The following is a 13955-nucleotide window of genomic DNA, read 5'->3' on the forward strand; positions in this document are numbered from 1 at the left end:
ATGACGCAATCCCTCAGCGAGCCGGTGACCGCAGTGCGCGGCATCAGCTTGTGGGCCATGGCCCGCCATCGCTTCCTGCGCAACAAGGCGGCGATGGTCAGTCTCATAGTGCTGATCGTCGTGGCGGTGTTCAGCTTCGGCGGCACCTGGGTCTATCCGCACAAGTATGATCAGATTTTCCCCTCTTACGTCGCCGTGCCACCGTCACTCGGTCCCTATCCGCTCGAGGACACTCTGCATCAGGTGATGCAAACGGCCGTCGAACGCGCTCACCTTAGGCTCGACGCTTTCGATGCCGACGGCACGACCTATACGGCGCGCATCAGCTCCGACAAGCCGATCGATGCCCGCGCTATGCGCTACCTCGACCGGCCGGATGAGTTCGACGCCTCCGAGATCACATCGACGCTGGACGATGGCAAGACCATCGAGGTGAAAGGCAAGATCAACGGGGAATATTTCCCGGTCGGCACCGACCGCAACGGGCGTGACCTTCTGCCGCGCATCATGGTTGGTGGGCAGGTCTCCCTCACCGTCGGTCTTCTTGCAACCTTCGTGTCGCTGATCATCGGGGTCACCTACGGTGCCGTGTCGGGCTATCTCGGAGGCCGCGTCGACAACGTGATGATGCGTTTCGTCGAGATCCTCTATTCGCTGCCGTTCATGTTCTTCGTGATCATGCTCGTCGTGTTCTTCGGTCGGCATTTCGTGCTGATCTTCGCGGCGATCGGCGCCATCGAGTGGCTGGACATGGCGCGTATCGTGCGCGGACAGACGCTGTCGCTGAAACGGCGCGAGTTCGTCGAGGCGGCGCATGCCATGGGCCTTTCCAACTGGCAGATCATCCGACGGCATGTCATTCCCAACACCATCGGCCCGGTCGTGGTGTTCGTCACCGTGCTAGTGCCGAAGGTCATCCTGCTCGAGAGCTTCCTCAGCTTCCTGGGCCTCGGTGTGCAGGAGCCGATGACCTCCTGGGGATCGCTGATCGCCGAGGGCACCACGGGCATGCAGGCGGTGCCGTGGCTGTTGATCTATCCGGCCATCTTCTTCGTGGTGACGCTGTTCGCCCTCAACTTCATCGGCGACGGTTTGCGCGACGCCCTTGATCCGAAGGACCGCTGACATGGCCGATACGCTTCTCGATATTCGCGGCCTCAGCGTCCGCTTTTCGACGCCGACCGGTGACGTTCACGCGGTGAAGGGCATCGACCTCAAGGTCAACAAGGGCGAGACGCTGGCCATCGTTGGTGAAAGCGGCTCGGGCAAGAGCCAGACCATGATGGCCATCATGGGGCTGCTCGCCTCCAACGGTCGCGCCGAAGGTTCGGCCAAGTTCCAGGGCCAGGAGATGATCGGCTTGCCGCTTGGCAAGCTGAACCGCATCCGCGGCGCCAAGATCACCATGATCTTCCAGGAGCCGATGACCTCGCTCGATCCGCTCTACAAGGTCGGCAAGCAGCTCGCCGAGCCCATGATGCATCACCGTGGCCTCACGGCCAAGGCAGCGCGGGCGCGGGCGATCGAGCTCCTGAAGCTCGTGAAGATCCCCGATCCGGAACGCCGCGTCGACAGCTATCCTTACGAGATGTCGGGCGGCCAGCGTCAACGCGTGATGATCGCCATGGCGCTCGCCAACGATCCGGAACTGCTGATTGCCGACGAGCCGACCACGGCGCTCGACGTAACCATCCAGGCGCAGATCCTGGAGCTGCTCGCCGAGCTGAAGCAGCGGATTGGCCTCGCCATCGTGTTCATCAGCCACGATCTCGGCATCGTCCGCCGGTTCTCGGATCGGGTGGCGGTGATGCGGACAGGCGAGGTGGTGGAAACCGGCACGGTGGCCGACATCTTTGCCAATCCGCAGCATCCCTACACCAAGATGTTGCTCGCCGCCGAACCGACGGGCCGCAAGGCGCCGCCGGCCGATAATGCGCCGGTGCTGCTCGAGGGGCGGGGCGTCGACGTCCGCTTCAGCATGGGCGGCGGATTCATGGGCGGCAAGAAGCTCGACATTCACGCCGTGAACAATGTCGATATACGCCTCAAGGAAGGCCAGACGATCGGCATCGTCGGCGAGAGCGGCTCCGGCAAGTCGACGCTCGGCCGGGCGCTCCTGCGCCTCAATCACGGCACGGGCGCCATCCGCTTCGGGACCGATGACATCTCGGAGGCAAGCCGGCAGGAGATGCGCCACCACCGCCGGCAGATGCAGCTGGTCTTCCAGGATCCGTTCGGATCGCTCAGTCCGCGCATGACCGCCGGACAGATCGTCACTGAGGGCCTTCTGGTTCACGAGCCGCAGCTCAGCAAGTCGGACCGCGACATCAGAGCCATCAAGGCCTTCCTGGAGGTCGGGCTCGATCCGGCGACGCGCAACCGCTATCCGCACGAGTTCTCGGGCGGCCAGCGCCAGCGCATCGCCATCGCCAGAGCCATCATTCTGAAGCCTCAGGTGGTGGTGCTGGACGAGCCGACCTCGGCGCTCGACCGGTCGGTGCAGAAGCAGATCGTCGAGCTGTTGCGCGATCTGCAGGCCAAGCACGACCTCAGCTACCTTTTCATCAGCCACGATCTCGCGGTGGTCAGGGCGCTCTCGGACTACATCATTGTCATGAAGAGCGGCGAGATCGTCGAGGAAGGGTCGGCCGACCAGATCTTCGACGCCCCCCGCGAGAGCTACACCCGCGAGCTGATGGCTGCCGCCTTCGGCAAGTGATGGTGGGCTGAGCACTCAAGAAGAGCGAAGGCCGGACACTGCGCCCGGCCTTCTGTGTTTTTGCATTCCGTTGCCGCTGGAGGGTTTACGCTTCCACGGCTCGCGCCTGCGTTTCCTTGATGTCGGTGAAGAGAATCTTCGGCCATTTCTCTTTGATGTAGTTGAAGGCGTAGCCGGAGGTGGCCAGCAGCACCGGGTCGCCGTCGACGTCCTCGGCCATACCCGCGCGGTTGCCGTTCTGGAAGTCGATGACGTCCTGCTTTTCGCCGGCCAGCCAGCGCGCCATGTTGTACTGGCTGACCTCGAAGCCGACCTCCAGGCCGTATTCCTGTTCGAGCCGGCCCTGAAGCACGTCGAGCTGCAGGGCGCCGACAAAGCCGACCAACGCCGGCGAGCCGTCTACGGGGCGGAACACCTGCACGACGCCTTCCTCGGCAAGCTCCTGCAAGGCATGCTTCAGCTTCTTGGCCTTCATGGCGTCCTCCAGGCGGACGCGGCGCAGGATTTCCGGCGCAAAGCTCGGTACGCCGATGAAGGCAAGGTTTTCACCCTCGGTCAGCGTATCGCCGATCCTGAGCGTGCCATGGTTGGGAATGCCCACCACGTCGCCGGCCCAGGCCTCGTCGGCGATTTGGCGATCCTGGGCGAAGAAGAACTGCGGCGCGGTGAGGCCCATGGTCTTCTGCGTCCGGACGTGCTTGACCTTCATGCCACGCGTGAGTTTGCCCGAGCAGAGGCGGACGAAGGCGATACGGTCGCGGTGGTTGGGATCCATGTTCGCCTGGATCTTGAAAACGAAGGCGCTCATCTTCGGCTCCTCCGCCTTGACGACGCGGCTCGAGGCCGCCTGATCGCGCGGGGGAGGGGCATAGGCGGCGAGGCCGTCCAGGATGTCCTTGATGCCGAAATTACGCAACGCCGAGCCCCAGAACACCGGCGTCAAGTGCCCCTCGCGGAAGGACTGGAGATCGAAGGCATTGGTGCCATCGGCGGCCAGATCGATGCCTTCCCTGAGATCGGTCAGATAGCGTTCCTTAAGAAGCGCATCGAGCTGTTCGTCGCCGATCTCGTCGCGGTGATCGTCGCCCTTTTCGTTCATCAGACGAGTCTGGCGGCGCTTCAGGTCGTAGGTGCCGATGAACTCCTTGCCCGAGCCGACCGGCCAGGTGATCGGCGCCGTGTCGAGGGCCAGCGTCTTTTCGATCTCATCCAACGTTTCGAACGGATCGCGGGCCTCGCGATCGAGTTTGTTGACGAAGGTGACGATCGGGATGTCGCGCATGCGGCAGACCTCGAACAGCTTGCGCGTGCGGTCTTCGATGCCCTTGGCCGCGTCGATCACCATGATGGCGCTGTCGACGGCGGTCAGCGTTCGATAGGTATCCTCGGAGAAGTCCTCATGGCCTGGCGTGTCGAGGAGGTTGAAGACGTTGCCGCCATATTCGAAGGTCATCACCGAGGTGACGACGGAGATGCCGCGGTCGCGCTCGATCTTCATCCAGTCGGAACGGGTACGGCGGTTCTCGCCTCGGGCGCGCACCTGGCCGGCCATCTGGATGGCACCACCGAACAGCAACAGCTTTTCCGTCAGCGTCGTCTTGCCGGCGTCCGGATGCGAGATGATGGCGAAGGTACGCCGCCGCTCGATTTCGCGGTGAAGCCGCGCTTCGGCGGAGGAAGAGGATTCAAGGCTGCTCATCTAGTGGTTCGGCTCCGACATTTGCGTCCCCGATGCAAGCCTCCGAGCAAATAACCATTCGCTCTACCAGGGTCTCGCGGCGGTCCCGGAAAGGCCGCCAAACCACAACGCGGCGGGGCGTTTGTCAACCGCTTCAGGCGATTTCTTCGTCATCTTCCGCCGCACGGGGCGGTGCGAGCAGGATGGTCTTCAAAAAGGCGTGGATGTCAGCCGTATCGAGCAGGTTTTCGACCTCCTTGCGGGAGCGGTCGCCAACCTGCTCGAGCAGCAGCCCGCGCGCCGTGTCGACACGCCACACGAGGTCGCGCAGCGCCATGGTGGCGGTGCGGCTGGCGGCGGTCCAGTCGGTTGCCTCACCGACCAGCGCCCGGGCGACGCTGACGATCGCCGAATCGCGTGTGAGGTGGCAGCCCTCGCTCCCTGATGCCTCGACGCCGGCCAGCACGAGCTGCATCAGGCGCAGCAGGGCACCGCTGTCGTCGGGCGCTCCCGGCTCTTTCGGCGGGAGATCATGGGCAAAACTCGTCCACGGCATCGGGGTGCAGCGTAGTCCATCATGGTGCGACTGAGGCGCGTCGCTATGGTTGTTTTGGGGCCGGCGCGCCTTACGGCGTCCAACATCTTGGCGCGATCGCGTAACCGGCATAGTGGCACGGAAAGGGGGGGAGCGTTAGGGCGCGGCGCGACTTTTGGGCGCAGCTTTCTTAATATACCCTAAAACTCCTCGCCAGAATTGACATTGGCAATAAATACGTTCGCGGGCAATCAGCCCGCAAAGCCGGCTCGGCGGCGCTCATCCGTTTCTCGGCTGCGTGGTGTTCCTGAAGCTTTGCCAACGCCTTGACACGGTGATTTCGATCGGGTACCAGAACGCCGCAGCCGACGAAGCGACGCTTCATCGCCGCCTCCGAACCGACGGAGTCCCGCTGGGGGATAATTTAACGGTAGAATGACGGACTCTGACTCCGTTCGTCTTGGTTCGAATCCAGGTCCCCCAGCCAATCTTCCTTGTGTAGTAAGATTCTTGTAGTCGTCTATAAAGGCGCGCTGTTGCTCGTCACGATTCCGGTTAGTCTGCGCGGTCGCGCAGCAGATTGGCAAGATCGAGCGGCTTGTTCAGCAGCTTGAGTCTGGCGCCGTAGCGCGTTCCAAACGGCGATACCTCGGGCAGGTGCCCCGAGACGACGAAAACGACAACATTCGAATCACTGGCGAGGGCACTTTCGGCGACCTGCCAACCCGCCGTCTCGTTGCCGAGATGCAGATCGGTGATCACCGCATCAAATCCCTGCTCGTCTGCGAGGCGACGTAGCGCCGCTCTCGCGTTGGCGCAGAGTTCGACCATTGCGCCGGCTCCGGACAGCAACCCCGACGATCGCTCGGCATCGGCGGGGTCATCCTCGACCAATAATATCCGGCGCCATGGGAGCGAGAGAGAGGACAGATCAACTGTCTTCTCCATAAGTGGGAGCGTTAGCCTTACGGTTGTGCCGGCTCCTTCCTCGGACTCGATCTGCACATCGCCATTGGATTGGCGAATGAATCCGTAGACCATCGCAAGGCCCAGACCGGTTCCCTTGCCGTCGCGCCTGGCGCTGAAAAAGGGCTCCATGGCGTGGGCCAGAACGCCCGGCGTCATGCCGCAGCCGGTGTCTTCTATGGTTATGATGGCATGCTGGCCATCAGGCGACGCGAGGGTGATGGTGATCCGGCCACTGTCCGGGATTGCCTGGGCGGCGTTGAGACAGAGGTTGATGATGGCACTTTCCAGTTGGCCGGCGTCAACGCGGACGAAAAGGGGTTGATCGGTGGGTTGAACGCTGAGAACGATATTATCTCGAAGAGTCAGATAGATAAGGTCTGTTAATCCCTCCACGAGCTCGTTGAGCTCGACAAGCTCGGGTTCGAGATGCTGACGGCGGGCGAAGGCAAGCAGTCGTTGGGTGAGCGAGGTGCCAAGTTCGATGGCGCTGGCGATCGAGTTGCGCAGTTCGCGGCTCCGCTCCGGCGATGCGCCCTCCAGCATGTGCGTGCTGCTGGAAATGGTCGAGAGTATGTTGCCGAAGTCGTGGGCCACCTCGCCGGAGATCTTTGCGAGGCCTTCGATCCGCTGGATCTGCTGCATGCGATCCTGAAGCTGCCTTCGCTCGGTGGCGTCCGAGAACAGCGCGACGGTGCCGCCGGCAGGCAGGCTTCGGTCGCGACGCTCTATCGTGCGGCCGCCAGGATCGGTCAGTTCGGAATAGCCGGCGGCGGTTGAGATGGAGCGCCAGCCGTTGGTCTTGAGCAGGCGGTCGAGGTTGGCCGGTCTCGCAAGGCTGGAAAGGGGCAGGTCCAGCACCTCGGCCAAGCGGTCGTTGGTGGCCGTTATGCCACCTCCCGCGGCCAGCACCGCAACGCCGTCGGACATACCGCGCACCATGGTCTCATGCAGAGCCGTCTGGCGAACCCGTTGACGATGCGCCCGGTCAAGCCGTATCGCATTGGCTCGAAACACTCGAAAGGCCCTCAGCAGCTTGCCGATCTCGTCGCCTTTGCCAGAACCGCGGGGCAACGAACTTGAGCGGTCGCCAGCGGCAAGACGCATCATGCCGTCGGCAATGGCTGACAGGTTGGCCGTGACGTAGCTGGCGACGAATTGCGCCGTGAACAGCGCAACGGCCGTGCTGACCCCCATGACGACGAGGATCGTGCTCTTGGCGACCGAGATTACTGTGGTCGTACTGGACAGTTCGCTGGCGATCTCCTCCTTTGCCGTGGCGGTGACGGCGGCCGCGTAGGAACTGACGATTTCGGCGCCGACGCGGATGCGCACCAGTGCGTTGGCAGCGGCGATGCGATGGGCAAGTTCCTGCCGACGCAGTTCGAACAGGCCGCTGTCGCCTTCGGCAAACGCGGTAAGTCTTTGACGCGCCTGACGGCTGGTGGTTGTTGCGGCGGATGGCAATCTCTGGGTCAGACCATAAAATTCTCGCTGGAACTCACCGAGGCCGATCAGATTTTCGGCTCGCCCTGCTCCGAGAAGGGCCGCCGCGATGCGTTGCAGTGTCAGCCACTCGCCACGTTCGTTGATGGATTGGTCCGTCACGGCTGACAGGAGTGCAAGACCGCGCTCTTCGCGCGCCACTTCGGCATTGAGGCGTAGGATACGATCGAGCAGGGCGGATCGGGACTGGGTCGCGGCGAGCAGGTCGAACACGGCCTGGCGCATTTTCGCAAGATCGGTCGCGATCACAGGCTGGAGGTCGGGGCGATTCTCGATATTGGCGATCAGGCCGAGGATATGCTCGCCTTCCTGATGAACACGAAATCGGCTGTCGAGGGCCAGCAGAAACGGCATGCGCGTCGCCAAATCGGCTGCGTCGCTCGACAGGCGGAGCGCGTCGTCCACCTCTGCCAGCGTGCCGGTATTCAGCGTCTTGAGGCGGCTTTGTCCACCTTCGAGAGTAATCCAGGCAACCGCGCCGGCAAAGCAGGTCAACAAGGCGAGGATTGCCAAGGCGCCTTGCAATCGGGCGCGAACCGACAGGTTGGCTAGCGCTTTCACGGCTCGCTCCGCGACGTGGTGACGAAGATGTAGCCCTGACCGCGACGGGTTTGCAGATAGATAGGTTTGGAGGGAACGGTCTCGATTTTGCGGCGCAGGCGCAGGATCAGGACATCGATGGTACGGTCGACATAGGTCGAAAGGTCGCTGCCAAGTTCCCTGAGCAGTTCCACCCGCGGAATGATGCGGTCCCGGTTTCGCACCAGGTATTCCAGCAAGCGGTATTCGCCATTGGTGAGCGGTATCTCGCCGCCGTCGGAGGCGAGGAGCTCGCGCCGGGTCAGATCGAGCGTCATGGTCCCGAAGGCCTCTATCTGGTGGTTGGATCGATCCGGCGTCGGTGTTTTCCAGCCTGAACGGCGTAGGACGGCCTTGAGGCGAGCGAGCAGTTCGCGCGGGTTGAATGGCTTCATGAGATAATCGTCGGCACCGATTTCGAGTCCTTCGATGCGATCCGTTTCGGTTCCCCAGCCGGTCAGCATGACAATGGGAATGCCAACCCGCTCCCGGATTTCCATTGCCAGTTCGAGCCCCGACTCGCCTGCGAGGTTGAGATCGATCAGCGCCAGATCAAGTTTTGGGGGCGTATCGAGCTGGCGGTAGCCATCCGCGTCACGGAACGGAAGCGGCGTGAAGCCGTTCTCCCTGAGCAGCGCGGTCATCGTGCCGCGCAGATCATCGTCATCATCAATGATCGCGATGGTGGCTCCATCTGAAACTTGGCGTTCGTATTCCTGAGTCATGCCCCCATCAATCGCTGATGTGGGGCGTCTCGGAAATTCGCCGTCAGTCGCGTTGCCCCGCTTTGAGGCGTGATTTCGCCGGCTTTGAAATATTGTTCATACAAAACCAGGCGATCTCGGCCATTTCTCCACCATTTGGGTCTGGTCTCGCAGCCGGACTGCATGTCACGTTTCAGCAGCCCTGGACGAGGACCGGGGGAACGGGAGGAAAACATGATCCGTCTTTGCACTGTCAGCGCCATCGCGCTGGCGGCCGGTATTTCTGTATCCGCAGCCGGTGCCGCCACACTCAACGTCGTCTGTTCGAACGAGCAGGCCTGGTGCGATCTGATGGCTCAGAACTTCAAGATCGATACCGGGGTCGACGTTGCCATGGTTCGCAAGAGCACCGGTGAGGTGCTGGCCCAGATCCGCGCGGAAGCCGGCAACCCGAAGATCGACGTGTGGTGGGGTGGCACTGGCGACCCGCATATGATTGCCGCTACCGAAGATTTGACCGAGGCGTCCGGCGTCGACACGTCGCAACTGCTCGGCTGGGCGCGCAACATGGCGGACATGACCGACGGCAAGGCCATCGGCGTCCACGTCGGTCTGCTGGGCATGATCTACAACACCGAGGTATTGGCGGCAAAGAAGCTCGATGCGCCGGCCTGCTGGCGTGATCTCGCCAAGCCCGAATACAAGGGCGAGATCCAGGTGGCCAACCCGAAATCGTCGGGCACCGCCTATACCGAACTCGCCACGCTGGTGCAGCTGTTCGGCGAGGATGAAGGCTTCAAGCTGCTTGCCGAGATTGGCGCCAACATCAATCAGTACACCAAATCCGGTTCGGCGCCGGGCAAGGCTGTGGCGCGTGGCGAGACCACGATCAGCATCGGCTTCATGCACGACATGGTCAACCTGAAGAAACAGGGCTTCCCGGTTCAGATCGTCGCGCCTTGCGAAGGCACGGGGTATGAAACCGGCGCCGTCAGCGTCATCAAGGGCACGCCGCATAAGGAAGAGGCGAAGAAATGGGTCGAGTACGTTATCTCGGCGGACGCGCAGTCGGCGGGCCTTGAGGTCGGCGTCTATAACATTCCATCCAATCCGGGTGCCAAGACCGATCCGGACGCGCCGGATATGGCCTCGGTCAAGCTGATCGACTACGATTACAAGACCTATGGCTCATCGGAAACCCGCACCCGGTTGCTTGAGCGCTGGGATGTCGATGTGAAGAACGCCGGTGGGCAGATCCAGGAATAATCCGTCGTAATTCGGCCCGTTCCCATCGAGGGACGGGTCGAAATCCCCTTCAGGATGAATGGCATGAAACGCACGGCGGGGCTCTGGCTCCTGATCGGCCTGATTGGCTATGCCCTGTTGCCCTGGTACCTCGTGGGCGATCCCGGCTTCTGGCGGCTCGGCTGGCTGGCCGATCCATTCTTACTCGGACCATCGGCCCTCGTATCTCTGCTTCAGGGGCGGTGGTGGCTGACGGCCCCGCTCGTTGGGTTTGCCGCCGCCGCCGCGACGCTAGGGCTTGGCACACGGCAGCTCACGGTGGCTCGTGGTCTCGTCGCCTCCGGCGCGCTCGGCCTCATCTTGATGGTGGCGCAGGGCCTGCTGATCCTTGGGCATGGCCCGCGCTTCGGCGTGCCGCAAGGGGCGAGCCAGTCCGGCATGGGGGCGGGCGCGCTGGTTGTCGCCGCCGCGCTGCTCTTCGTGCTGACGACCGGCGTGTCAGGGCTCGGCAAGGGACGGGGCGACGCCTTCATCACCGGACTGGTCGGCGCCATCGTCGCACTCGTTGGATTGTTCGTCTTCTATCCGATGGCATTCATATTGGGGCGAGCCTTTGAGCTCCGAAATGGCGCCGGCTTCGGTGTCAGCGAGTTCTTCCCGCGTTTGTTCTCGCCGGAAGTTTGGAGTGGAGCTTGTCTGGTCGGAGCAGGGTGGTGTGGTCCGGCGGTGAATTCGGTCATTCTGGCCTTGGCGACCGCCGCTGGAACGACGCTCTTAGGGCTTGCCTTTGCGCTGATTGTCACCCGGACTGAATTTCGCGCCAAGAAGTTGCTTCGGGTCCTCTCCATCCTGCCGATCATCACGCCCCCCTTCGTGATCGGTCTTGCCCTGATCCTGCTGTTCGGCCGCGCCGGTACGATCACCGCCGGCCTCTATGAAGTGTTCGGAATCGAGAAGAGCCGCTGGCTCTACGGCTTCTGGGGCGTATGGCTGTCTCAGATGTTGTCCTTCACGCCGATCGCCTTCCTCGTGCTGATTGGCGTTGTGGAAGGCGTCAGCCCTTCGATGGAGGAGGCGAGCCAGACGCTCGACGCGGACCGCTGGCAGACGTTTCGCTACGTAACGTGGCCTTTGATGCGTCCGGGGCTGGCCAATGCCTTTCTGTTGGCCTTCATCGAGAGCCTCGCCGATTTCGGCAATCCGCTTGTGTTGGGCGGCAATTTCGACGTGCTGTCGACGGAGATCTATTTTTCAATCGTCGGTACCGTCGCCGATCCGGCCCAAGCGGCCATCCTGTCGGTGACGTTGCTTGCGTTGATGCTGACTGTCTTTGTCATTCAGCGGCAGTGGGTCGGCAAGAAGAACTATGCCACGGTTACCGGCAAGGCCGATTCCGGACGCAATGCCGCCCTGAACCCTGCGCTGCGCTGGACGTGCTATGGCGTTGCCATTCCCTGGGCGATGTTTACCGCGCTGATCTACGCCCTCATCATTTTCGGAAGCTTCGTGAAGCTCTGGGGCTACGATCACAGCTTCACGTTCGAACACTATGTGCGCGCCTTCAAGATCGTGTACCGCAACGGCATCCATTTTGTCGGATCCGCCTGGGACAGTTATTTCACCACGCTGTGGATCGCCGGCATCTCGGCGCCTCTGACCGCGATGGTGGGGCTTGCCACGGCCTATCTGTTGGTGCGGCAGAAGTTCGCCTTCAAGAATGCGTTTGAATTCTCGACCATGTTGTCCTTTGCCATTCCCGGCACGGTGATCGGCGTCGCCTATGTGATGGCTTTCAACTTTCCGCCAGTCGAACTTACGGGCACGGCGATTATCCTGGTCATCGTCTTCGTCTTCCGCAACATGCCTGTCGGCGTGCGCGGCGGCATCGCGGCCATGAGCCAGCTCGACAAGTCGCTCGACGAAGCTTCGATCATGCTTGGGGCGAACAGCTTCACCACTCTGCGCCGGGTCATCATGCCGTTGATGGGGCCGGCGATCCTCGCGGCGCTGACCTATAGCTTCGTGCGGGCCATCACCTCGGTGTCGGCGGTCATCTTCCTCGTCTCGGCGCAGTACAACATGGCGACGGCCTTCATCGTCGGCCGAGTCGAGAACGGCGAATACGGCATCTCCATCGCGTATGCGTCGGTGCTCATCGTCACCATGCTGACCTGTATTCTCTTGATGCAATTGTTGATTGGCCGACGCCGCCTGCGCCGCGCCGATCGCGTTGAAGCTCATTGACCCGGGAGCTCACTCCGATGTCTGAAAAAGGTTCCGTTCAGTTCGAAGGCGTCAGCAAGCGCTTCGGCGAGGTGGTTGCTCTGAAGCCACTTGATCTCGATATCCAGCCGGGCACGTTGGTGACGCTGCTTGGTCCGTCCGGCTGTGGCAAGACGACGACGTTACGCTTGATCGCCGGTTTGGAGAGCGCCTCCGAAGGCCGTATCCTGATCGGTGGCGCCGACGTCACCAACCTGTCGGCCACCTACCGGCGCGTGTCGATGGTCTTTCAATCCTATGCGCTCTTTCCGCATATGACAGTCCTCGAAAACGTCGCCTATGGCCTGACGGTCAAGCGCGTGGCGAAGGCGGAGGCCCATGCGAGGGCTGAGGAAGGTTTGGCCATGGTCGGCCTTGCCGGCTTCGGCAGGCGGTTGCCATCGGAACTCTCCGGCGGTCAACAGCAACGCGTCGCCGTTGCGCGTGCCGTTGTTCTTGAGCCCGAGGTGCTGCTTCTCGATGAACCGCTCAGCAATCTCGACGCCAAGCTCAGGCGTCGCGTCCGCGAGGAGATCCGGCAGATCCAGCAACGGCTGGGCTTGACGGCCGTCTATGTTACCCACGATCAGGAAGAAGCCATGGCTGTCTCTGATCGCATCATCGTCATGAAGAATGCCGAGATTGCTCAGGAGGGAACGCCGGAAGATCTCTACGAGCGGCCGGCCTCCGCCTTCATCGCCGATTTCATCGGCGACGCCAACCTCATCGATGTCGATGTGACGCCCACTGGCGCGACTACCGGCGTCGATCTGCTCGGGCGGCGGATCGAGCTGCCACTTACGACGACGATCCACGGGGCGGGCAAGCTGGTACTCAGACCGCACCAGATGGCGATCCGTGCCGAACCAACAGTCTATTCTCTGCCCGCCGAAGTGACCTACGCCGCGTATTTGGGAAATCAGATCCAGTATTCGTTGGAAACCAAGGCCGGGCCGCTGTTCGCGTCGGTCGCGCCGAGAGCCAAGCCCTTTATGATTGGCGACCAAGTCCACGTCGGCTTTGACCCGGCGGATCTTCGGATTGTTTCGGCATAGGAGAGCTCTGCATTTGCGGAAGGCGCGGCGAAGGTCTCCACTCGATGAGTAGCCACGACGGGCGATCGGTTACCTGCCGATCGCCTTATCGTAGGCCTTGATTGCCGCCGCTGCCGTGGTGGCCATCTCTTCCGTCGTTCGTCCGGGTTTGTAGAGGTTGGTGCCTAAGCCGAAGATGCTGATTCCCGCCGCGACATAGTCGGCAAAATTTTCGTTCGAGACTCCGCCGACCGCTGCTACCCGCGTTCCCTTGGGCAGGATGGCGCGAACTGCTGATATGCCGGAGGGGCCGAGCACCGAGGCGGGGAAGAATTTGAGGGCTGAGGCGCCGCAGCGGAGGGCGAGCAGGGCTTCGGTTGGCGACATGACGCCGGGCAGCGTCACCATGCCCCGGGCCACAGCCATCGCCAGAACCTCGGGGTCGACATTGGGGCTGACCATCAGGCGTCCGCCGGCATCGGCGACGGCGGCGCAGTCGGCGGCGCTCAGCACGGTGCCGGCACCGATCAGGATGCGCTCGCCGTGGCGTTTGGCGAGTCGCTCGATCGAGACGAGCGGGTCGGGCGAGTTGAGTGGCACCTCTATGGCCTCAAAACCTGCCTCGACGAGGACGTCGCCAATTGCCTCGACCTCGTCGGGCTGGACACCGCGCAGAATGGCAACCAGCGGGTACTTGAGTTCGGGCCAGCCGACGGGAGACACCATT

General features: G+C 62.4%; 10 protein-coding genes and 1 tRNA gene. 6 read left to right on the forward strand and 5 right to left on the reverse strand.

The window, feature by feature from the left end; genetic code table 11:
• Together AB6N07_RS14165 and AB6N07_RS14170 are read left to right on the forward strand one after the other, a co-directional pair.
• Nucleotides 1-1125: an ABC transporter permease subunit gene (locus tag AB6N07_RS14165; protein ID WP_370678240.1), complete on the forward strand. Its 1125-nt coding sequence runs from the start codon at nucleotides 1-3 to the stop codon at nucleotides 1123-1125.
• 1 nt (nucleotide 1126) lies between these two features.
• Nucleotides 1127-2719 carry an ABC transporter ATP-binding protein gene (locus AB6N07_RS14170; RefSeq protein ID WP_370673733.1) on the forward strand — a complete coding sequence of 531 codons (1593 nt, stop codon included), beginning with the start codon at nucleotides 1127-1129 and terminating at the stop codon, nucleotides 2717-2719.
• Between the two features lie 85 nt (nucleotides 2720-2804).
• Here AB6N07_RS14170 and AB6N07_RS14175 read toward each other — a convergent pair whose 3' ends face one another.
• Together AB6N07_RS14175 and AB6N07_RS14180 are read right to left on the reverse strand one after the other, a co-directional pair.
• Nucleotides 2805-4418 (reverse strand): peptide chain release factor 3, encoded by a 1614-nt coding sequence (locus AB6N07_RS14175; protein ID WP_370673734.1) that lies wholly within the window; start codon nucleotides 4416-4418, stop codon nucleotides 2805-2807.
• Between the two features lie 133 nt (nucleotides 4419-4551).
• Complete coding sequence (locus AB6N07_RS14180) at nucleotides 4552-4953, reverse strand: hypothetical protein (protein ID WP_370673735.1); 402 nt, start codon at nucleotides 4951-4953, stop codon at nucleotides 4552-4554.
• Between the two features lie 392 nt (nucleotides 4954-5345).
• Between AB6N07_RS14180 and AB6N07_RS14185 the strand changes: the two genes are divergently transcribed.
• Nucleotides 5346-5419, forward strand: a tRNA-Gln gene (locus tag AB6N07_RS14185).
• A gap of 68 nt (nucleotides 5420-5487) precedes the next feature.
• Here AB6N07_RS14185 and AB6N07_RS14190 read toward each other — a convergent pair.
• Together AB6N07_RS14190 and AB6N07_RS14195 are read right to left on the reverse strand one after the other, a co-directional pair.
• The gene (locus tag AB6N07_RS14190) at nucleotides 5488-7965 is read right to left on the reverse strand and encodes an ATP-binding protein (RefSeq protein WP_370673736.1); all 2478 of its coding nucleotides are present in this window, start codon (nucleotides 7963-7965) and stop codon (nucleotides 5488-5490) included.
• The gene (locus tag AB6N07_RS14195; RefSeq protein WP_370673737.1) at nucleotides 7962-8708 is read right to left on the reverse strand and encodes a response regulator; all 747 of its coding nucleotides are present in this window, start codon (nucleotides 8706-8708) and stop codon (nucleotides 7962-7964) included. The genes AB6N07_RS14190 and AB6N07_RS14195 overlap by 4 nt, the downstream gene beginning before the upstream one ends.
• Before the next feature lie 213 nt (nucleotides 8709-8921).
• Here AB6N07_RS14195 and AB6N07_RS14200 point away from each other — a divergent pair, with 213 nt between their 5' ends.
• From AB6N07_RS14200 to AB6N07_RS14210, 3 genes are all read left to right on the forward strand, one after another.
• Nucleotides 8922-9953 carry an ABC transporter substrate-binding protein gene (locus AB6N07_RS14200; protein ID WP_370673738.1) on the forward strand — a complete coding sequence of 344 codons (1032 nt, stop codon included), beginning with the start codon at nucleotides 8922-8924 and terminating at the stop codon, nucleotides 9951-9953.
• A 63-nt stretch (nucleotides 9954-10016) separates the two neighbouring features.
• Nucleotides 10017-12176, forward strand: a complete 2160-nt coding sequence (locus tag AB6N07_RS14205) for an ABC transporter permease (protein ID WP_370673739.1) — start codon at nucleotides 10017-10019, stop codon at nucleotides 12174-12176.
• Between the two features lie 17 nt (nucleotides 12177-12193).
• Nucleotides 12194-13249 (forward strand): ABC transporter ATP-binding protein, encoded by a 1056-nt coding sequence (locus AB6N07_RS14210; RefSeq protein ID WP_370673740.1) that lies wholly within the window; start codon nucleotides 12194-12196, stop codon nucleotides 13247-13249.
• Nucleotides 13250-13318: 69 nt separating this feature from the next.
• Here AB6N07_RS14210 and AB6N07_RS14215 read toward each other — a convergent pair whose 3' ends face one another.
• The gene (locus tag AB6N07_RS14215; RefSeq protein WP_370673741.1) at nucleotides 13319-13954 is read right to left on the reverse strand and encodes a 2-dehydro-3-deoxy-6-phosphogalactonate aldolase; all 636 of its coding nucleotides are present in this window, start codon (nucleotides 13952-13954) and stop codon (nucleotides 13319-13321) included.
• Between the last annotated feature and the right edge of the window lies 1 nt (nucleotide 13955).

Origin of the sequence: Pleomorphomonas sp. PLEO (genome assembly GCF_041320595.1) — a bacterium.
GTDB lineage: Bacteria > Pseudomonadota > Alphaproteobacteria > Rhizobiales > Pleomorphomonadaceae > Pleomorphomonas.

Bases quoted from the DNA above. Each gene is read 5' to 3' on its own strand.
- AB6N07_RS14205 (WP_370673739.1), top strand. From the start codon at position 10,017: ATGAAACGCACGGCGGGGCTCTGGCTCCTGATCGGCCTGATTGGCTAT.
- AB6N07_RS14200 (WP_370673738.1), top strand. From the start codon at position 8,922: ATGATCCGTCTTTGCACTGTCAGCGCCATCGCGCTGGCGGCCGGTATT.
- AB6N07_RS14180 (WP_370673735.1), bottom strand. From the start codon at position 4,953: ATGCCGTGGACGAGTTTTGCCCATGATCTCCCGCCGAAAGAGCCGGGA.
- AB6N07_RS14195 (WP_370673737.1), bottom strand. From the start codon at position 8,708: ATGACTCAGGAATACGAACGCCAAGTTTCAGATGGAGCCACCATCGCG.
- AB6N07_RS14210 (WP_370673740.1), top strand. From the start codon at position 12,194: ATGTCTGAAAAAGGTTCCGTTCAGTTCGAAGGCGTCAGCAAGCGCTTC.
- AB6N07_RS14175 (WP_370673734.1), bottom strand. From the start codon at position 4,418: ATGAGCAGCCTTGAATCCTCTTCCTCCGCCGAAGCGCGGCTTCACCGC.
- AB6N07_RS14170 (WP_370673733.1), top strand. From the start codon at position 1,127: ATGGCCGATACGCTTCTCGATATTCGCGGCCTCAGCGTCCGCTTTTCG.
- AB6N07_RS14165 (WP_370678240.1), top strand. From the start codon at position 1: ATGACGCAATCCCTCAGCGAGCCGGTGACCGCAGTGCGCGGCATCAGC.
- AB6N07_RS14215 (WP_370673741.1), bottom strand. From the start codon at position 13,954: ATGGTGTCTCCCGTCGGCTGGCCCGAACTCAAGTACCCGCTGGTTGCC.